The following is a 19,277-nucleotide window of genomic DNA, read 5'->3' as shown; positions in this document are numbered from 1 at the left end:
AAACGGGACGCAGGATCGCGTGACCGGGCGCGTAGGCGCGTTGGTCGGCGGTCCTGCGTCCCGTTTTGCTGTCGATTACAGCTGCTCTGCCGGACGTTCGGGCGAGCTAAAGCCCGAGTCAAACGTGACGACGCATGATGCATCGGGTCGACGCTCGTGCACGATGCGCGTGACGAGCTCCAGCAGCTCCTCGTCGGATATGTCAAAGCCGTCGGGACGCACCAGGTCAAACGAAACGAACCCGTCGTGTTCGTGAAGGTCGTGGATGGAAAGCGTGGGGTCGATCTGCGCTACGCCGCGCTTGACCCAGCCGCGCAGGTCGTCGCCGGTGGTGGCTATGGGGTCGCAGTGCAGCGTGATACCGATGCCCATCTGGCGTTTGATGTCGTGTTCGATGGTGTCCAGAATCTCGTGGTGCTTAAAGGCATCGCCCTCGCCGGGCATTTCCACGTGTGCGCTGGCAAACTGACGGCCGGGGCCGTAATCGTGCACCATGAGGTCGTGCGTGCCCAGGACCTGCGGGTACGACATAATCCTATCGCGGATTTCCTGGACGAGTTTGGGGTCGGGCGCTTGTCCCAGCAGCGGGCTGATGGCGTCGCGCACCAGGCCCATGCCGCTGATGCAAATGAAGATGCCCACGCCCAGGCCCGCCCAGCCATCGAGGTCAAAGCCGGTCGTTTGCGAAATGAGCGCCGCCGCCAAGACCGAGCCCGAGGCGATGACATCGTTTTTGGAATCCTGCGCCGTGGCGATGAGCGTCTCCGAGTCGATGCGGTTGCCCAGCGTGCGGTTGAACGCCGCCATCCAGAACTTGACGAGCATGGATGTAGCCAGCGCCGCAAGGGAAACGAGTGTGTAAGCGGTGGGGGAGGGCTTGATGATCTTGGTAACGGACTCGAGCACCAGGTTGATGCCGACGGCACAAACGAGGACGGCGACAACCAGACCGGCGAGGTATTCGTAGCGGCCGTGGCCATAGGGGTGGTCTTCGTCTGCCGGGCGGCTGGCAAGTCGGAATCCGAGCAGGCTCACGATGTTGCTCGACGCATCGGAGAGATTGTTGAAGGCGTCGGCGATGAGGGAGACGGAGCCGGCGAGCAGACCCGCGATGCCCTTGGCCAGGCACAGGGTGATGTTGAGGCCAATGCAGACGAGGCTTGCGGAAAAGCCCGCGTTGGTGCGGCAAGATGCATCGACCGGCTCGCTCTCGCTGCCGGGAACAAGCGTATGTACCAGCCGATTTACAAATAGCATAGCGGTCGTCCTCACAATCATGTTTAAGGGGATAGTGTAGCTCGCACGGGGGCGCCGTGCGCCGATGCTCAGAAAATGCAGCAATAGTCTGCCGGTGCTAACGAGCGAGCCTTCTCGTCTGCCTGGGTGGTCCATTTTGGGCCACATGGGTATGGGCATGTGCCTGCTTGCTCGACATACTTAATGTCGACAGCCCCTGTGCAAAGGAGGACGTTTCCATGGACGAGATGTTTGCCATTAAATGTCAAAACTGCGGCGGCCCTATGTACTCGCACCAGGCTAAGCGCAGCTTTGAGTGCGCCTATTGCGGCACGGTGGTTCCGTGGCAGGCGGACGCCGGAGAGCCCAAGAGCGCTTTGGGTATTCGCCATACGCCGTTGACGGTGGTGGATGGACTGCTCAAACTCACGCATGTGTCGCAACTCGAGCGCCCGCAGGACCCGGACTGGTATTTCTTCAATGCGCACTGGCGCAATCAGTCGGTCCTGGAACATCTGCTGTGGGAGGATCGCGGCACGGCGCAGGAGTTCCAAGAGGCCACGCATGTGAGCATTCCTTGCCCCTTCTGCGGAGCGTCCTTTGAGGGCGAGTCAACGCAGCGTGTGTTTGAGTGCCCGTCCTGCGGCAATAAGATCGGCATTGCGGACCTGCTCAAGCCGGGGACGTTTAGCAAGCGCCTGACCATGGGCGTTGGTGCGGAGTATGTGCCCGAGCAGGGTATTCCCTGCGAAATCTCGCCGCAGCAGGCACGTGCCAACGCGCTGCAGCTGGTGCGCCAGTATCCGGATGCCTTTGCCGGGCACGACATGGAAGACGCGATCCAAAACGACATGATGCTCTTCTATTTCCCCATGGCGCTGGCGGACTTGCGCATGATGGCGAGCTTCCCGGGCAAGGGCCTGAGCAAGGAGGCCTTGGTGTACTACGAGGTGCTCGACTGGGCATACCCCAGGGCAAACTACCTGGACGTTCGCCTCATGGGCATTTTGGAGCCGTGGGACTTTGCCAAGGTCGGTCCGTTCGATCCCGCCATGCAGGAAGGTGACTTTCGCGTTGTCTCAGTCGATGCGTCTACCAAGGACCAGGTGGTCATTGATAAGTTGGCGCTCGACGTTGCGGGCAACGACGCCGAGGCTGTACTGGGGCTCAATAAAAAGAGCATTCGCATGTGGGCGCGCAAGGCCCGCAAACATAAGGACGGCCTGGTGATGGTGCCGGTCTACTTTGTCGATCGTCCGGCGACAGACGGCCGCGATGGCGAGCAGGTGCGCATTGCCGTAAACGGCCAGACGGGCCGCGCGGCCGCGGTGGTGTTTAGCGACAAGCGCGAAACGCATATCGTGGCACCGCTCAGCCCGAGCCTGCATCTGTCCGGTGAGAGCACCGTGCACGCCACGCCCGTCGAGGTCAAATACGTTAAATCGCCCTTCCTGTACCAGATCGTGCGCCGTGGAGGCGGCGAGCAACCGCGCCAGGTTGCAGCCGCCGTCGAGGGTTCCTACCGAGAGGAGAAGCCCAAACGCCGCGGTCTGCTGGGTGCGCTATTTGGGAAGTAGGGGAGTAGCACCGGTTGTTGCCGTAAGGTGATGGCCGGGGGTGCGGGGCAGCTCTCAGGAGTGCGGGCTGCCGTCTGATTGTTTGAGGGTGCCAGATGTAAATAAACAGTGGAGCGGCTGCAAAAGAGCCTCCTCACTGGGTAAAATCAGGTTGTGCCGCGGAACCCGCTCCTCAGCTAGTCACACTTCGGAAGCGCGGGCAACGCAGGTATTATCGTCTAAAGGGCCGGCTGCAACCGGCCCTTTTCTGTGGCAGCCAATGGACCCACATCAGACGAAGGCCGCGTCTTTGCCTGTCAGGTCACGCTCGCCAGCCACGGCTAGAATGTCGTTGCCGGCGTCCATGACCGGTATTGTTTCGTAGCGTGCGTCGCAACCGCGAGTGCGCCTGCGACGGCTGCGGTGGCTTCGGTCGCAACGTGCTGCTACCCTTGCGTTTCGCCATTGGTCGCTTCGTTGATGGCGCGGTACTCGGCGCTTAGTTCGCGCGCCAGCTCTTCCTTGCTTGGAAGATACGGCAGGTATTTGGCGGCAAACACTTGGTCGTTGTCTTCGGGCAGCGTGTACTCGACAATCGAATCGCTTTTGTCCGCGCAGAGCACGATGCCTATGGGCGGATTGTCGCCTTCGTTCATGAGCTCGCGCGTGTAGTAGTTCACATACATTTGCATCTGGCCCAGGTCCTGATGCGTAAGGTCGTCCGTCTTAAGGTCGATGAGCACGAAGCAGCGCATCAGATAGTTGTAAAAAACAAGGTCAATATAGAAATGGCGCCCATCAAAGGTGATGCGCTTTTGGCGCGCCTCGAAAGCGAAACCACGGCCAAGCTCCAGCAGGAACTTCTGAAGATGCGTGATGAGCGCCTGCTCTAGATCGCTCTCGCGAAACGCAGTATCGTCCGAGAAACCTAAAAACTCCAGTACATATGGGTCGCGGATGATATCCTCGGGGCGACGAGCCGGGGCGCTCTTTTGGATTTCCTGGGTGACGGCCTCCTTGTCCTTGCTGGCAAGTAGGCGCTCGCGGAACATGGTGTTGATCTGGCGTTCGAGCTGACGCGTGCTCCAACGAGAATCGGCGCATTCGTTCATGTACCATGTTCGAGCATCAGGGTCGGTTATACGCGATAACCTGCGGTAATGTGTCCAATTCAATTCGGAACGCAGCGCGTTCCGGATTGGGAACGCAAGATAAAACTGACGCATGTATCTTAAGCTTCTGGCGTTGAAGCCTCTGCCAAAATCCTTAGTCAATCTAACGGCAAGTTCGTCGATCAGTGCATCGCCATACTTGGCGCGCTCCTCTCCGCCCTGTTCATCAACAATACTCTTGCCGATCTCCCAATATGCCTCAACCATCGCAAAGTTAACGGCGGTATAGGCCTTGTCGCGAGCGGCGTTGAGAATCGAGGAGACCTGCTTGTAAAAACCTTCGGGCACGATTGCCGATTCTCCACGGTTTACTAGTTCACCCATCACTGTCGCCCCACTTTCCTCTTGTGGAATGCATCTTTAACGCATTTAGTTTAAAGCCTCGCGCGGACACGAATTGCTATGTTGTCTGGCACCTTCGCATGGGAGCCTTGCGGTGGTTAAAATGTGACCATAGAGGCAGTTTTAGCGAACCCCGCGGGAGTGACGCGTATGGACAACAACACGCTGCTGTTCCAGGACAAAGGTTCGGGTAGGTTTAAAGACGTCAAGATCTACCCTAACCGCATCGAGGTGCTCAAGAAGGGCACTTTTGGTGGCAAGCACACCGAGATTGTTTATCTTAAGGACATTACGGGGGTCAGCAGGATCAAGGGCCGCGACGTTTTCCTACGTAACAGGCTGTTGACTGCCTGTGTCTTTAGTCTGAGCAGCCGCTCCCAAGCTCAGGAGTTCGTGAATGCGCTGAACATGGTGATGTAGCCGATAACGGTGTTCGGGCTAAGGTAAAAATCGGGGCGCAGAACGGTATTCTGCGCCCCCCCAATTGAGTCGATGTGTCTAAAAGGCGGGCTTGCCTATTCGCTGTCGTCCCCAACGTTTTCGCGGTCATTGGCAAGCATCGCCGCGCCGGCGACCGTTGTCGCCACGGCGGCGGCAGCGAGCCCGGCGGCAATGCCAGAGCCGTCGCCCGTGTCGGCGAGTTTTCCGGCCGAGCTTTTGCCCTTGCCGTTCTTGTCGGCGCTACCTGCGTTGGAGCCCGTGCCACCGTCGGTGCCGGCGCCGTTGCCGCCCGCGTTGCCCGAGGCTGCAACGGTAAAGCTTGCGGCTCCGTCGCTGGCGAGCGTGTAGTTCTGCGCCGCGTCGCCCAAGAGACCGTTCACGCGCACCCAGTACGTTCCTGCGGCAAATGTTTCGCCCTCGGCCATTGCCGTGCCCGGAGCGCCGTCCGCGTCGTGCACAAACTCGAGCTGGGCCGTGCAGGCATCGGTTTCGAGCTTGCCCTCGAGTGATGCCGCAATCTTGGCGCGCACGTCTTCGCCGGCCTTAAGGCCTTCGAGTCCCTCAAAATGGGGCGTCAGCGCGCGTGGATCGATATCGATAGGCACAAAGCCCTGCAGTCTTGTAACGGTCTCGTTGCCCAGGGCATCAACATCCACGTATTCAATGGCAAACGCATGGCCCGAAGCCGCCACGTTGAGTACGTTGCTGCTGTCGACAAGGCGGAAATGGCCCTCGCCAACGGTTTTGCCATCCTGGAGCGAGGCATCGCTCAGCGAGTCGCCGTACGTCATGCGCATGCGGGTCGGGAGGTAGTACGAAGCTGTCTGCTTGTGCTGTGTATCGTAATCGTAATTGCGCTGGTAGATGCTCCGGGCCAGCGCCGCATCAACAAAGTCGGATGCGATGATGCCAATGTGCTCGAGGTAATCTGACTTTGTATCCTCGATGCCGCTGGGATTGATGTACGGGCTCTTATACAGATGCTCGTTGACTACTCGTGCCGAGGTAAAAGGATTGCCTCCGTGCGACAAGCCCGTGCAGCTGGTGTAGTTGATAGACCAGCAACGCTCCTGGACTTGCACCTTGGCCCCGTCATCGTCCACGACGTCCACCTTGTTGCGCGTGCGCCCGGTCGTTTCCTTCAGCGCATTATCGACCCAGCTGAGCTTGTCGGTTCCCGTGAGTTTGTACTTGTCCTGGGCGTATACCTTGGTGCAATAGGGCTCTTTGTCGCCTGTTTCCCCCGCGGCTTCAAAGCCCCGCGCGTCTTGGACAAGACACATAGTGGCGCTGTCGGAGTGAGCCTTGATCTTGTCATCCCATTCGGTAAGGTCGAGGCCCCACGTGTGGCCGCTTACACTGTTGCCGGCGAGCCTAAATCGACGCAGCAGAACGATCTTTCCGCGCACCTTGCCCAGCGTGGGGACATGGCTCGACGTATAGAACAGTTTGGGGTTGTCGTCCAAAACCTTGGCGAAAGCCGTCGTAACACTTTCGTCGGTAGCCTCGTCGTTGCCTCGTGATACAAGCATGATGAGCGCTTCTGTCGGGTTTTCGTTCAAAAACGTTTTGAAGTAGCCTATGACATCGGAAAGATGCATAAAGTACGCGTCTTTTTTGAGCAGGTAGTAATCCCCGTGGTCGATACCGGGGTCGTTGCCCTTTCCGAGTCGGATATCAAAATAGCGAATGCCTTCGAGCAACTGCGTGGGAATGTAATCCTGCTGGCATTTTACTTGCGAGGATTGGGGCTCAGTGTCGTTGTCCACGCTGCAGGTGCCCGAATCGTGCGTACCCGGGATGCTCAGCTCGTCGAGGAACTTGTTGTCGTCGACGTATTTCATCCAACATGGCCCATCGACGTAGCTGCTGTACGTGATCCAGTCGAGGCTGCTAACCGTGGCATCGTTCTTTTTCATGTCGTAACCGATAAGTTCGAGCTCCCACGGAATGCTCTTACTCTTATGGCAGATCTTATTGTTGTCCTGGTCTTCGCCGTTCGATTCTATTGCCAGGTACTTAATGTCTTTTTTCTCGGTTTCTTTCTCGACCGTGCGGTCTCGGATGATATAGGTTCCGTTTGATTGACGCTCGAACGCAAAAGCGCGGCTGGGCTTGTTGTCATACTCGCCGCCCCATACGTGGATGACCTTTCCATCTTTGTCAGAGTCGTCGTCGACCGACCAAATGCTGTAGCCCGTCTTTTTATGCTCTTCGAAATTGAGCAAGGTGCGGATAGCATACCAGTTTGTATCGTCATTCTTGGTCGTTACGTTCTCAAGGATGAGCTTGCTGGACGTGCCGTCGTTAAACAGGTGGCAGACGTTGCCGCGAACGTTGCCGTCTTGGTTGACGCTCGCGGTGCGAAAATAGCCCGCGGGGCGAAGGCGAATGACGAAATTGTCGAGGCTGTCCGACGGTGCGGGTGTGTTGTCTGCAAATGCCGCTCGCAGGGGAATGCCCGGCGCTGCGGTTTCGGGCAGGCTTGCAAGTGGTGACAACGCCGCAAGCCCTAGGCCCAGCGTAAACGCTCGGCGGCTGATGGCATGGTGTTCGGTCATAACTTCTCCATTCGCAGAGTGCGGTTATGCGATAGTTTTGGTCACTATACTGCCCAGATGTTTAAAGATGCTGGTTTAATTGTCTGCGCGGCGCAATAAATCGGTGGGCGGACGTGTTGGGGTGTTTGTCGTTTTCGTACTGTTGCCACATTTGGGGCGGTTCCGGCGTCCGGCATCCTCGCGTTCGTCGGCTACAGGCATAAGAAAGGGAGGGTCGGTTTACCGGCCCTCCCTGGGTACGAAGCGCTGGGGTACCGTCGCTTGTTTGCACTGCGACCGTGTTTCCCGTTGCGCTCGCCAGTCGCTTAGCGCTTGATCTCGATATCGTCGAGCTTGACGTCCATGGCCTCGGTCTTGGCCTCGGCGATGTCGTCGGCAAATTCCAGAGACTTCATCATGGTCTCGACGGCGTCCTTGTGCTCCTCGACGTTGTCGATACGCACATACACACTGCCGCCGTCAACGTCGGTGAAGTATTCGGTCGTTACGCCGCCCGAGTGTGTATAGGAAGCGTTGCGCCAAGTCTTGCCGTTGTACTTGACGGGGTCATTCTCGGTCCACTCAAAGCTGGCATTCCACTTTGCCTCGTAGTCGAACAGCTCGTCGGCGTTCTTGTCAGGATCGAAGACGGGGATGAAGCGATCGCTGGCGTGCTCGCTCTCGGTGAACTTAAACTGGGCCCTGTCGGCAGTGTCGCCTGCGACGTCGGTGATCTCGACGCCCTCGGGGACCTCGACCTTAAACCAAATGAAGTCGGTCCTCATATCCACGGCTGGCTTTTCTGCGCCGCCGCCACCGCCACTGCCGGTAGCGCCGCCGCTTCCGCCGCAACCCACCAGGGCAACCGCGGCAAAAAGACTCATGCAGAGGGTGAGAATCGCAAAGGCCTTCTTTTTCATGGTCGTGTCCTCCTCGATCTGTAACCGCCCATGGATTACCTGTCTTTACTGTACGCGTGAGCAGCTCATTCGGGTGGGCCATGTGTCCCATTCTGGGGGCAGGATTTGCGCCGACAAGTGGCAATATGCGAGGGCGCAAAAGAGGGGAGGGCCGATGCTGTCGGCCCTCCCCGGGTTGGGCGCCCGTTGTTTTAATGGGGCGCGCCTACGCGGGTTCGCGTAGGCGCGTACGGGTGCCCCGTTACTTGATCTCGATGCTCGAAATCTCGACTTCACGTGCCTCGTCAACTGCTTTCTTCATGTCGTCGGGGAACTCGATGGAGTTGAGAAGCGCCTCGGCTTCTTTCTTGTGCTGGTCGAAGTTCGAGATGAGGACGTAGACGCTTCCCGGCTCAACATCGGTAAAAAGCATGGTTGAGATGCCGCTGTTGTCCTCGTATGTTCCGACGAGCCACGTCCTGCCGTTATACTCGACGGACCCGCCATCCTTCCACTGGAACGTATCCCCCTTCTTTTCCGCCTGGTCGGCGTGGGATTCCTCGGCCGTCAGCGCTTTTTTCCAAACGGGGATAAAGCGATCGGCCGAGGCGTTCTCGTCTTCGGGGAAGGTGAGCTGGACCCTGTCGGCATTCTTGCCGGCAGAGTCGCTTACGCCGACGCCCTCGGGCATCTCGACCTTAAACCAGATGTAGTCGGTCTTCTTGGCGACGGGGGCCTTTTCCTTGCTCTCGCTCTTGGGGGCGCTGCCGCCGCCCGATGCGCTCCCGCCGCAGCCCACAAGGGCGAGCGCGGCAAAGAGGGCGATGCAAAGGGAAAGGATCGATAGGGTCTTTTTCATCATGGTGGCGTCCTCCTTGTCTGTTAGTGACATCATGGCGCCGCATGTTGTTGGGGCGTTGTTTCCGTTTGCGGCGGATGTCTTTGTGCGTGGGTTGTATGAGTACGTTAATGCATCCTTTCGTGGTTTGTGGTCGTTGCGCAGCCGTGCCCCAACGGGCTCCTTATTTATAGATATGCCCCGGTTTGTGCTGCCAGAGAGTCTCGAAAGGTGGGCCATGTGTCCCATGTTTGCGGTGCCGACGCCTATCGTGTGCCATAGAAATCCGCGATGGCCAGGTGCGCTGACGCTCGCGTACTTATGGGCTAGACTTAGCACCATTACGTGATCGATGCGGTCGGCCGACGTCGGCCGCCCGACCGATATATATGACTTGAAGGTGCGTGTGCGTATGAGCCAAGAGATGATGGATAAAACCTGTCGCGGTTTTGCCGAGGCGCTGGCCGCGCGCGAGCCAGTTCCCGGTGGTGGCAGCGCGAGCGCTTTTGTGGGCGCGCTGGGCGCCTCGCTGTGCGGAATGGTTGCCCGCTACGGTGCGACCAATCCCGCGCTTGCTGATCGTGCGGATGACCTGACGCGTGCGTTTGCCCAGGCAGACGAGTTGGCGCAGGAGCTTGTGGGTCTGGTCGCCGAGGACGTTCGTGCGTACGGCCAGGTGTCCGCTGCGTACGGTATTCCGCGTGAGGACCCGGCCCGACCGGCTGCGATTCAGGATGCGCTGCATGTGGCCGCTATGCCGCCGTATCGCATTATGGATGCCTGCGGGCGCGCACTGGCGCTGCTCGAGGACATGGCCGACAAGGGTTCGCGTCAGCTGCTGTCCGATGTGGCGTGCGGCGCCGTATTCTGCCGCGCCGCCATGCAGGGCGCGAGCTTGACGCTCTTTGCGAACACCACGTCTATGAAGGATCGTGCACGCGCCGAGGAGCTCGAGACGGCGTGTGATGAGTTGCTCGACACATGGTTGCCGCGCGCCGATGCGCTGGCGCGCCGCGCCTCCGACGCTGCAAGAAAGAGGGGATAGCCATGGCTGAGCTACTGAAGGGTGCTCCCGTCGCCCGCGCTTTGACTGAGGAGCTCGCTGCCCGCTGCGCTGCGCTGCGCGAACGCGGTGTTGTTCCGACGCTTGCTATCGTGCGTGTGGGTGAACGCGAGGACGACCTATCCTACGAGCGCGGCGCCCTTAAACGCTGCGAAAAGGTTGGCATCGAGGCGCGTCGCGTGTTGCTTCCTGCCGGTGTTTCGCAAGACGAGCTGTTGACGGCCATCGAGGACATCAATGCCGACCCGGCTGTTCATGGCTGTCTGATGTTTCGCCCGCTGCCCGCCGGCCTTGACGAGAACGCCGTCGCCGCAGCGCTCGATCCCGCCAAGGACGTTGACTCCATGACGCCGGCTTCGCTGCTCACCACGCTTTCGGGGCGCGGCGAGGGTTTTGCCCCCTGCACAGCTGAAGCCGTGCTTGCTTTGCTGGATCATTACGGCGTTGAGCTGGACGGCGCCAAAGTTGCCGTGGTCGGACGCTCACTGGTAATTGGCCGCCCCGTTGCCGCCATGCTTACGGCGCGCAACGCAACCGTGACGACGTGCCATACGCATACGCGCGATCTTGCCGCCGAGTGCTGTGCTGCCGACATTGTGGTTGCCGCCGTTGGACGCGCGCGCACGATTGGCGCAGATGCGGTCCGCGAGGACCAGGCGATTATCGATGTTGGCATTAATTGGGACGAAGCCGCTGGCAAGCTGGTCGGCGACGTCGATTTTGATGCCGCGGAGCCGGTTGTTGGCGCAATCACCCCCGTGCCGGGTGGCGTGGGCGCCGTGACGACAGCAATTCTCGCCAAGCACGTGATCGAGGCGGCTGAGCGCGCGGTAAAATAGGCGTTTGGAGGCTGTTTAGGGGGTTGGTTAGATACCCCGTGGTCAAAAAATGCCAAATATGAGTACTGTTGCCAAGTTAGTCACATATGTTTGAGATCATTTTGGTTCTTTAGCGATAAGTAATATCGTTAAAGAGCCAATTTTATTGGACGTATGGGGAATTACTAGACTCAGTTTTTGGACAGGTGAGGATTCCCGGCGCCCGGAACAGTGCAATTTGCTGCCACTAAATTTGTGACAGTACTCATATTTGGCATTTTTTGACCACGGGGGCTGCCGAGGCCGTGGTTTCGCCCTTTCTGCGCCGAAGCGATACACTGTTGCCGTTTGATTTCTTCGCTCAAGGAGGATGCGCATGCCGTGCACAACGATTCTGGTCGGTAAAAACGCAAGCTACGACGGGTCGACCCTGGTCGCGCGTAACGAGGACTCGTCCAACGGGGTATTTGAGCCCAAGCGCATGCGCGTAGTGCATCCCGACGAGCAGCCGCGTGTCTACACGAGCGTCCTGAGCCACCTGACCGTTGAGCTGCCCGATAACCCCATGCGCTATACGAGCGTCCCCGATGTTGTCCCGGGCCACGGTATCTGGGCCGAGGCCGGTTTCAACGAGCTCAATGTTGGCATGTCCGCAACCGAGACGCTTACCACCAACGAGCGCGTCCGCGGCGCCGATCCGCTCGTGGACTACGTGCCCGCCAAGGGCAACGAGGGTGAGGACGGCTATGTGCCGGCGCAGCCCGGTGGCCTGGGCGAGGAGGACATGGTGACCCTGGTGCTGCCGTATGCCAAGTCCGCCCGCGACGGCGTGCGTATCTTGGGCGACCTGCTCGAGCGCTACGGCACTTACGAGAACAACGGCATCGCCTTTAGCGACGTGGACGAGATCTGGTGGCTCGAGACCATCGGCGGTCACCACTGGATCGCCAAGCGCGTGCCTGACGACGCCTATGTGACCATGCCCAACCAGCTGGGCATCGACAGCTTTGACCTGGATGACGCCGAGGGCGCCCAGGCCGACCATATGTGCTCCGCCGACCTGCGCGCCTGGATGGCCGAGTGGCATCTGGACCTGACGCTGGGCGTCGAGAGCGACGGCCCGGCTGCCGTCTTTAACCCGCGCGAGGCCTTTGGCTCGCACAGCGACAGCGACCATGTCTACAACACGCCGCGCGCCTGGTACATGCAGCGCTGCCTCAACCCCAGCGACGTGTGGGATGGCCCCGACGCCGACTACACGCCCGAGAGCGACGATATCCCCTGGAGCCGCGTGCCCGAGCGCAAGGTGACCATCGAGGACATCAAGTACGTGCTCTCGAGCCACTACCAGGGCACGGAGTACGACTGCTACGGCAGCAAGGGCACGCCCGCTACGCGTGGTGCCTATCGCCCCATCGGCATCAACCGCAACAGCCAGCTCGCCGTGTTGCAGCTGCGCCCCTATGCGCAGCCGGCGTATCGCGCCGTGCAGTGGATGGCCTTTGGCTCCAACTCGTTTAACGCGCTGGTCCCTCTGTACGCCAACGTCGAGACCATGCCCGAGTACTATGCCGACACGCAGGCTCGCGTGACGTCCGAAAACTTCTACTGGGCCAACCGCCTGATCGGCGCCCTGGCCGACGTCCGTTTCCATGAGTGCGGCCGCGCTGTGGAGGACTATCAGGAGAAGGTCGGTGGCATGGGCCACAAGCAGATCCATGACGTCGACGCTGCCGTAGCCGCTCTGCCCGAGGTCGAGGTGCCTGCCGAGCTTGCACGCGCCAACGAGGCCTTTGCCGAGCGTGTTCGCGTGGAGACCGATGCCCTGCTGGGCAAGGTGCTTTACACCACGAGCTGCGCCATGAAGAACTCTTTCGCGATGAATGACAACGTGAGGTAGGGATTTCCCGTCGATCGAATAGCGCTAAAACGCTTTGTCGCTTTCGCTCAATCTTGGGTACAAGAACGTCAATGCAGTTGTTTGTGATTGGAGATAACCATGGTTATGAAACTCGATCAGCTTGTTAACGGCGCCATTAACGTGGGCTTTGGCGCTGCCGCCGTTGCTGTCGAAGGCGGCAAGAAGGTCCTCGACGACCTTAACACCAAGGGCGAGCAGGTCCGCAAGGACACCGCCACCCCCGATATCGCCCGCAGTGTGTCCGACATGTTCGAGCAGGCCGGCGGTACCATCTCCGATCTGACCGAGCGCTTGGGCATGCAGGGCGAGACCGCGGCCCAGCGCGTGCTTGACGAGCTCATCCTTGCCCGGGTCCGCGTCATGACCGCCCCCGAGCGCACGGCCTTCCTGGCCCATGTGCGCGACATCGTCGATTCGGTCGAGGACAACGTGACCTCGGTGCCCGTCGAGTCCGTTGAGCCCGACGATGCGAAGGATACCGAAGAGGCCGAGTAGCAGCGCAGATGGCAGATTCCACCACCGATTACAACAATCTAGATCCTTTGGGTGACGAGGCGGCGGTTGTCGATGAGGTCGATGCCGCCGTCTCGGGCGCTCGCAAAAAGCCGCGCGCTGTCGATATGGTGCCCGAAGAGCCCGACGCGATGGCGCCGGACGAGGAATACCAGCTCACGCCGGCGGGTCGTCGCGAACGCATCGGGCAGATTGTTCGCTTGGTCAAAAAGTACCGTGTGTGGGATAACCTCACGCCGGTTCGCTTGCGCCGCCTGCTCGAGGAGCTCGGCCCCATGTTCGTCAAGATGGGGCAGATTCTGGCCAACCGGTCCGAGATTCTGCCGCAGCGCTTTTGCGATGAGCTGCGCCGTCTGCGTTCCGACGTGGAGCCGGTGCCGTACGAGGTAGTGCTCCGCTGCTTGGAAGAGGAATACGGCCTGCGCCTGGGGGAGATGCTCGATGCGATCGACCCCAATCCGCTTGGTAGCGCATCGCTCGCGCAGGTGCACCGCGCCCGCCTGGTGACCGGCGAGGACGTGGCCGTTAAGGTGCAGCGCCCCGGTGCGCAGCAGGTTATGGCACAGGACATCGATATCATCCGCTCGGTGGTGCGTATCGTTTCCAAGTTCGTCAACACCGATCAATTCGTTGATCTGCACGGCGTAGTCGAGGAGTTGTGGACCTCGTTTCGCGAGGAGACCAACTTTTTGGCCGAGGCCAAAAACCTCAACGACTTCTACGAGTTCCATAAGAGCGTTCATGGCGTGACGTGCCCTAAATCCTATCTGGACCTGTGCACCGAGCACGTGGTGGTTATGGACTACGTCGACGGCATTTCGATCGCCGATCCCGAACGCTTGGTGGCCGAGGGCTATGACTTGGAAAAGATCGGTGCCGCGATTGTCGAGGACTACTCTACGCAGGTGCTCGATGACGGTTTTTTCCATGCCGACCCGCATGCGGGAAACATCATTCTCAAGGACGGCATCGTCTACTTTATCGACTTGGGCATGGTCGGACGCATGTCGAGTCACGATCGCGGTATCGTCAAGGACATGATTTTCGCCGTGGCCGAGGGTGACGTGCCCAAGCTCAAGGATTCGCTCATGCGCTTCGCCGTGACGCGTGGCGATTCGGCCGAGCTCGATCATTCAGCGTTTTTGTCCGACCTTGACTTTATCGTGGCTGACTTTGCGGGCCTTGACCTGAAGGATCTGGATATCGGCGAGTTTTTGACCTCGCTGTTAAACCTCGCGCGTAAGAATGACGTTGAGCTGCCGAGCGTGGTGACGATGTTCGCCCGCGGCATGGTGACGCTCGAGGGCCTGTTGACCGAGTACATGCCCAACGTCAACATGATCCAGATCATCCAGACGCACATCAAAAACGAGAAGAGCACCTACGCCCGCATGCGCGAGATGAGCCGCGATCTTGCCGCGAGCAGCTATCGCGCGGCAAAAGGCTCGCTCGAGGCGGCCGAGTATCTGGGCTTGGCTTCGCGTATGCTTACGCGCGGCCAGCTTAAGGTAAACACGCAGATCATGAGCAGCGATAAGGCGCTGCGACAGCTGGGTGGAATTATCGACCGCATGTCGATGGCGATTGTGATCGCCGGTCTGTTTATCGGTTCGTCGGTGGTGTACTACGCGCGCATCGAGCCGGTTGTGTTTGGTATCCCGGTCATTGGCTTTATGGGCTACGTGAGCGCGCTGGTGCTGGCGCTTATGCTGGGCCGCAATATCTGGCTCAACAGCCACGGCGGCAAACATTAGAGGCTGCGACCGTCACCGCATTTTCCTATCGCAAACAATAGCTTTTACCTTGGGCTTCGCCTGTGTGCGGGGTCCTTTTGCGTGATACCATTTTGACGGTAATAATCGATGGCCTAGATGGTGGTGCGGAGACGCACGAACGCGCGGTTTTCCTGCGCGTTTGGGAGAATCGGGGTGCAAGTCCCCGGCTGTACCAGTAACCGTAATTCCTCTTGGCTCGGGATGTTCGCGTCGCAGATCGGACGACGCGCCTGAGCCGTTAAGGTTAAGTCGGATCGCCTCCCATCTTGCATGCGGCTGCGGCTTTTGCCGCCGGTGTGCATAGGGCTCTGGAGGGAAGGGGGACCCCGATGGGGGAACTCGAGCGTAACATGCGCGATGACGTGGGGCAGCCGCTGGGCAATGCTCCAAGTACAGACAATGGGGGACAAATGGATATGTTTGAGGACGAGCGCGAGCGCGCCTCGCTGCATCGCCGTGGCGCGATTGCACGCGGTGTAGCCAAGCGCGGCCTGGTGGCATTCCTGGCCTTCGCGATGGCCTTTGGCACCACGCCGGCTCAGCTGTGGGCCGAGGGCGCCGAGGGCATTGCCGAGGCTGTGGCTCAGGCTACGACGCCGGGCGAGGACGCAGCGCTTGCGGGCGGTGCCGCTGGGCAGAGCGGCGCCGAGGTTTCGGATTCTGGGAGCGCGCCTGCAGCTAGTGCCGCCACAACAAAGGCAGCAACTGGCGACGAAGGCTCGGCGACGGGGGAGAGCCCTGCCGCGAGCAAGCAGTCTTCGGCGGCATCCGCTGGCCAAGCAGGATCTGCCGCCGCGGCTGCCGTTCAGACAGAGAACCCGACAGAAACCGGCGATGCTGCCAAGAAGCAGGTCGAGGTCTCGTTCTCGATTATCGGCACCGATGCCGACGGCAAGGCTCAGACCTGGGTGGCGCCTACGCAGCTCAAGCTCGACGAGGGCGCAACGGCTGCGGATGCCTTCGTTAAGCTGCAGCAGAAGACGGGCTTTAAGGCGGATTACGATCCGAACACGGCATACGGTTTCTACCTCAAAAGCATCACATCCCCGAACGATGGCCGCACGCTTGCCTACGATCCGACGACTTATGCCTTCTGGCAGCTGTTCGTCGACGGCGCGTCTTCCTCGGTCGGCGCGAGCAGCGTTAAACTCGCCCAGGGGCAGAAGATTGAGTTTGCCTATACGGCTGGTAGCACTACCCCCGTTGTTAAGGACCAGGTTGCCGCAAATGTGACCGTCATTGGTCGCGATGCCCAGGGCAAGACTCAGACTTGGGTCGATAACGCGCAGTATGTGGTGACGTCCGGCTCGAACGCACTTGACCTTACGAAGGTCGCGCTCGAGGCGAATGGCATCGACGCCGTTGCTGCGGGCTCCTTCATTCTGAGCCTTAAGTACAACGGCGTTGAACTGGGTACGCCGCTCGATTATTCGACCTATTGGCAGCTGTTCATCAACGGCAAGTCGAGCGACTACACGGCAGACAATGTCACCATTCATGCTGGTGATACCGTTACGTGGTTCTACGGTGGCTGGGGCGACCAGTTGCCGTCCGATTCTGTCCATGCTTCCGTTCAGGTACTTGGTAAGGACAAGGACGGCAAGCAACAGGTTTGGGCTTCGACGGACCAGACGAGCCTCAAGGCAGGCTCCACTGCTAAGGATCTCCTTGAGCAGACCGGCCTTACTCTCGATGCTGGCGAATCGTCTTGGGGCTGGTTCCTCAACGGCATTACTTCGCCGTTCGATGGTAAGTCCTATGGCTGGGATGCTGCGACCAATAGCTATTGGCGCTTCTACGTAAATGGCAAGTTCGCCGACGTTGGCGCCGGTGCCTACGAGCTTCAAGAGGGCGATGCCGTCACCTTTATGTATGGTGCTGACGCCGATGCCCTCCCCGGTCAGGTGCTTGGGTCTGTCGATGTTATCGGTCCCGATGTCAACGGCAACAATACTCGCTGGGGCTCGGCAAGCAATGTTTCTTTGCCCGAAGGCTCTACTGCCCAGAACCTTATTGAGACGGTCCTGAAGGCCAAGGGCGTTACGTACAACGGCTCCCAGAGTGGTGAGTACTGGTTCCTCAATTCCATCAATTCGCCGTTCGATCACAAGCCGTATGCCTGGGATGCTGCGACCAATAAATATTGGCACCTGTATATCAACGGAGAGCCCTCCTTACTCTGCGCCAATCAGATTACGCTCAAGAGCGGCGATAAGGTTACGCTTGCCTATACCACCGACGATTCGGCCATGCCCGATCCCGACAAGATTGTCGTGGACCCGAGCGCGACGACTCCTGATTGGGATGCCGAGTGGGCCGGCTACGGCAACAGTGGCAACGGTTCGACCGTAACGGATGCCAAGACGCCTGCGCAGGCCGCCGGTCTTAAGTGGGCCTTCGATTGGAAGGCCGAGTCTGGTCAGCAGTATGCCAACTGCAGCGAGCCTGTCATCGCTAACGGCTTTGTGTACATCGCGACCGAGAACGAGCTCATCAAGATCGATTCGTCCACGGGCAAAAAGGTTGCCTCTGCGCCGCTTGCCTCCAAGGTGAGCTATACTTCTCGTCCGATCTATACCAATGGCCTTATCATCGTTCCGCTCAACGGCGGTGCGGTCCAGGCGATTACTGCAGACAAGCTGATCTGCAAGTGGCTGACGCCTGGTTTGACGGATTTGACGCAGAGCTCCTGCACCGTCGTTTCGGACGGCGAGTACGTCTATGTAGGCTCGGTCGATATTTCGTATGACGAGAATTACAACGCGACCTACGGCAACGGCTCCCTTAAGCGTATCAAGATTGCCACGGGCGAAGTCTCTTGGCAGAACATCGACCCTGCCGAGGGCTATTACTGGACTGGTGCGGCTTTGACGGATAAGTATGCCATCGTTCCTACGAGCGCGGGCACGCTTAAGTGCATTGATAAGACGACGGGCGATGTCGTTTCGACCATGAAGCTCGGCGCTCTCGCGAACGCCGACTGTGTCGCCGATCCGTCCAATGGTTCGACCTTCTATCAGATGACGCACGATGGAAAGCTCCATGTGATTTCGCTTTCGGCGAAGGGCGTGCTGAGCGAGCAGAAGACGGTCGATCTGGGTCTTACGAATAACATGAGCGCACCGGCGGTGGCTGGCGAAAACTTGATTGTCGGCGGACAGACGGCTACTGGCTCTGCTCTGGCTCTCTATAATCTGAAGACCGGTAAGACCACGATGGTCACCGCTGCTGACGGTAAAGAACTGCCGGCCGGATTTAACGGTATTGCTGCTACTCCGCTGGTGAGTGTTCAGGGCGGCAAGACCTATGTGTACTTCACCGTTAACAGCGCGGATAGCAAGGATTACGTCAACTACTCTGCTGGTGGTGGCGTATATCGCTATACGCTCGGCGATGCAGAGGCGACGCAGATTTATGATGCGGCTGGCCATTACCAGCACTGCGACTCTCCGGTCATTGCCGATGCATCTGGCAACCTGTACTACATCAATGACTCGGGCACTCTGTTCAAGCTGGGGGCCGTTGAGTCTTGGACGGTTGCCTTTAATTCCAACGGCGGGTCTGCTTGCGACACTAAGTTTGTTGCTACGTCCGATGGCAAGCTGGTCAAGCCGGCCGATCCGACGCGCGATGGCTACGCTTTCGGCGGTTGGTTCACCGATGAGGCTTGCACGCAGGCGTATGACTTCGGTACGCCGGTGACGGCCGACCTTACGTTGTATGCCAAGTGGACCAAGAATGCCGTTAACCCTGGCGGCAATGGCGGTGCTGGTTCCAACGGCGGTAGCGGTTCTGGTACCGGTTCCGGCACTGGCGCTGGCACGGGTTCTGGTTCCGGCTCGAAGGGCGGCGCTATTGCCCCGGGCAAGAAGCCGGTGACCAAGACAACAGTGTCAATCAAGACGGAGACCAAGGACGACAAGAAGTCCGACAAGAAGGACGAGAAGAAGTCTGACAAGAAGTCTGACAAGAAGGACAGCAAGTCCGACAAGAAGTCCGATTCCAAGTCCGATACGGGCGCTGCTTCCACGACCACTGCTAAGAAGTCCTCTAGTGCTTCCGAGCAGGAGACTGGCACCAATCCGCTCGCCATCGTCGGCGTTGCCGCCGGCGTCATCGGTCTCGCCATCGTCGGCGTGTTCGTGTTCACCAAACGTCGGTAG

The 19,277-nt window shown here is 59.3% G+C and carries 13 protein-coding genes; 8 read left to right on the top strand and 5 right to left on the bottom strand.

The window, feature by feature from the left end; all coding sequences use genetic code 11:
• Positions 1 to 75: 75 nt before the first annotated feature.
• Positions 76 to 1,257 carry a cation diffusion facilitator family transporter gene (locus I2G40_RS04410; protein ID WP_195544319.1) on the bottom strand — a complete coding sequence of 394 codons (1,182 nt, stop codon included), beginning with the start codon at positions 1,255 to 1,257 and terminating at the stop codon, positions 76 to 78.
• A 218-nt stretch (positions 1,258 to 1,475) separates the two neighbouring features.
• Here I2G40_RS04410 and I2G40_RS04405 point away from each other — a divergent pair, with 218 nt between their 5' ends.
• On the top strand, positions 1,476 to 2,813 hold the full coding sequence (locus tag I2G40_RS04405) for a TFIIB-type zinc ribbon-containing protein (protein ID WP_195544318.1): 1,338 nt from the start codon (positions 1,476 to 1,478) through the stop codon (positions 2,811 to 2,813).
• 425 nt (positions 2,814 to 3,238) lie between these two features.
• On the opposite strand, the gene I2G40_RS04400 is transcribed toward I2G40_RS04405, so the two are convergent.
• Complete coding sequence (locus I2G40_RS04400) at positions 3,239 to 4,288, bottom strand: PDDEXK nuclease domain-containing protein (RefSeq protein WP_229028365.1); 1,050 nt, start codon at positions 4,286 to 4,288, stop codon at positions 3,239 to 3,241.
• Positions 4,289 to 4,456: 168 nt separating this feature from the next.
• Between I2G40_RS04400 and I2G40_RS04395 the strand changes: the two genes are divergently transcribed.
• Positions 4,457 to 4,726 (top strand): hypothetical protein, encoded by a 270-nt coding sequence (locus I2G40_RS04395; protein WP_138340451.1) that lies wholly within the window; start codon positions 4,457 to 4,459, stop codon positions 4,724 to 4,726.
• A gap of 95 nt (positions 4,727 to 4,821) precedes the next feature.
• On the opposite strand, the gene I2G40_RS04390 is transcribed toward I2G40_RS04395, so the two are convergent.
• From I2G40_RS04390 to I2G40_RS04380, 3 genes are all read right to left on the bottom strand, one after another.
• Positions 4,822 to 7,308 (bottom strand): phosphatidylinositol-specific phospholipase C, encoded by a 2,487-nt coding sequence (locus I2G40_RS04390; protein WP_195544317.1) that lies wholly within the window; start codon positions 7,306 to 7,308, stop codon positions 4,822 to 4,824.
• A gap of 305 nt (positions 7,309 to 7,613) precedes the next feature.
• The gene (locus tag I2G40_RS04385; protein ID WP_195544316.1) at positions 7,614 to 8,207 is read right to left on the bottom strand and encodes a hypothetical protein; all 594 of its coding nucleotides are present in this window, start codon (positions 8,205 to 8,207) and stop codon (positions 7,614 to 7,616) included.
• Between the two features lie 241 nt (positions 8,208 to 8,448).
• A complete protein-coding gene (locus I2G40_RS04380) occupies positions 8,449 to 9,048 on the bottom strand; it encodes a hypothetical protein (RefSeq protein ID WP_195544315.1) in 600 nt (199 codons plus the stop codon).
• A gap of 388 nt (positions 9,049 to 9,436) precedes the next feature.
• Between I2G40_RS04380 and I2G40_RS04375 the strand changes: the two genes are divergently transcribed.
• From I2G40_RS04375 to I2G40_RS04350, 6 genes are all read left to right on the top strand, one after another.
• The gene (locus I2G40_RS04375) at positions 9,437 to 10,069 is read left to right on the top strand and encodes a cyclodeaminase/cyclohydrolase family protein (protein ID WP_161159940.1); all 633 of its coding nucleotides are present in this window, start codon (positions 9,437 to 9,439) and stop codon (positions 10,067 to 10,069) included.
• Between the two features lie 2 nt (positions 10,070 to 10,071).
• Positions 10,072 to 10,926, top strand: a complete 855-nt coding sequence (locus I2G40_RS04370) for a bifunctional 5,10-methylenetetrahydrofolate dehydrogenase/5,10-methenyltetrahydrofolate cyclohydrolase (RefSeq protein WP_195544314.1) — start codon at positions 10,072 to 10,074, stop codon at positions 10,924 to 10,926.
• 355 nt (positions 10,927 to 11,281) lie between these two features.
• Positions 11,282 to 12,805 (top strand): C69 family dipeptidase, encoded by a 1,524-nt coding sequence (locus tag I2G40_RS04365; protein WP_195544313.1) that lies wholly within the window; start codon positions 11,282 to 11,284, stop codon positions 12,803 to 12,805.
• A 99-nt stretch (positions 12,806 to 12,904) separates the two neighbouring features.
• Positions 12,905 to 13,321: a hypothetical protein gene (locus tag I2G40_RS04360; protein WP_117583986.1), complete on the top strand. Its 417-nt coding sequence runs from the start codon at positions 12,905 to 12,907 to the stop codon at positions 13,319 to 13,321.
• Between the two features lie 8 nt (positions 13,322 to 13,329).
• Positions 13,330 to 15,093 carry an ABC1 kinase family protein gene (locus tag I2G40_RS04355; protein ID WP_195544312.1) on the top strand — a complete coding sequence of 588 codons (1,764 nt, stop codon included), beginning with the start codon at positions 13,330 to 13,332 and terminating at the stop codon, positions 15,091 to 15,093.
• 350 nt (positions 15,094 to 15,443) lie between these two features.
• Positions 15,444 to 19,277, top strand: a complete 3,834-nt coding sequence (locus I2G40_RS04350) for a DUF4430 domain-containing protein (RefSeq protein WP_195544311.1) — start codon at positions 15,444 to 15,446, stop codon at positions 19,275 to 19,277.

The sequence above is a fragment of the Collinsella aerofaciens genome (genome assembly GCF_015558785.1).
In the GTDB taxonomy this organism is placed as follows: Bacteria; Actinomycetota; Coriobacteriia; order Coriobacteriales; family Coriobacteriaceae; genus Collinsella; species Collinsella aerofaciens_P.
Note: the sequence above shows the minus strand (reverse complement) of the source record. Positions and strands in the feature narration are given on the sequence as shown.

What these genes read in the sequence shown, in the direction of transcription:
- I2G40_RS04410 (WP_195544319.1), bottom strand. Translation starts at nt 1,257, where the DNA reads ATGCTATTTGTAAATCGGCTGGTACATACGCTTGTTCCCGGCAGCGAG.
- I2G40_RS04405 (WP_195544318.1), top strand. Translation starts at nt 1,476, where the DNA reads ATGGACGAGATGTTTGCCATTAAATGTCAAAACTGCGGCGGCCCTATG.
- I2G40_RS04400 (WP_229028365.1), bottom strand. Translation starts at nt 4,288, where the DNA reads ATGGGTGAACTAGTAAACCGTGGAGAATCGGCAATCGTGCCCGAAGGT.
- I2G40_RS04395 (WP_138340451.1), top strand. Translation starts at nt 4,457, where the DNA reads ATGGACAACAACACGCTGCTGTTCCAGGACAAAGGTTCGGGTAGGTTT.
- I2G40_RS04390 (WP_195544317.1), bottom strand. Translation starts at nt 7,308, where the DNA reads ATGACCGAACACCATGCCATCAGCCGCCGAGCGTTTACGCTGGGCCTA.
- I2G40_RS04385 (WP_195544316.1), bottom strand. Translation starts at nt 8,207, where the DNA reads ATGAAAAAGAAGGCCTTTGCGATTCTCACCCTCTGCATGAGTCTTTTT.
- I2G40_RS04380 (WP_195544315.1), bottom strand. Translation starts at nt 9,048, where the DNA reads ATGATGAAAAAGACCCTATCGATCCTTTCCCTTTGCATCGCCCTCTTT.
- I2G40_RS04375 (WP_161159940.1), top strand. Translation starts at nt 9,437, where the DNA reads ATGAGCCAAGAGATGATGGATAAAACCTGTCGCGGTTTTGCCGAGGCG.
- I2G40_RS04370 (WP_195544314.1), top strand. Translation starts at nt 10,072, where the DNA reads ATGGCTGAGCTACTGAAGGGTGCTCCCGTCGCCCGCGCTTTGACTGAG.
- I2G40_RS04365 (WP_195544313.1), top strand. Translation starts at nt 11,282, where the DNA reads ATGCCGTGCACAACGATTCTGGTCGGTAAAAACGCAAGCTACGACGGG.
- I2G40_RS04360 (WP_117583986.1), top strand. Translation starts at nt 12,905, where the DNA reads ATGGTTATGAAACTCGATCAGCTTGTTAACGGCGCCATTAACGTGGGC.
- I2G40_RS04355 (WP_195544312.1), top strand. Translation starts at nt 13,330, where the DNA reads ATGGCAGATTCCACCACCGATTACAACAATCTAGATCCTTTGGGTGAC.
- I2G40_RS04350 (WP_195544311.1), top strand. Translation starts at nt 15,444, where the DNA reads ATGGGGGAACTCGAGCGTAACATGCGCGATGACGTGGGGCAGCCGCTG.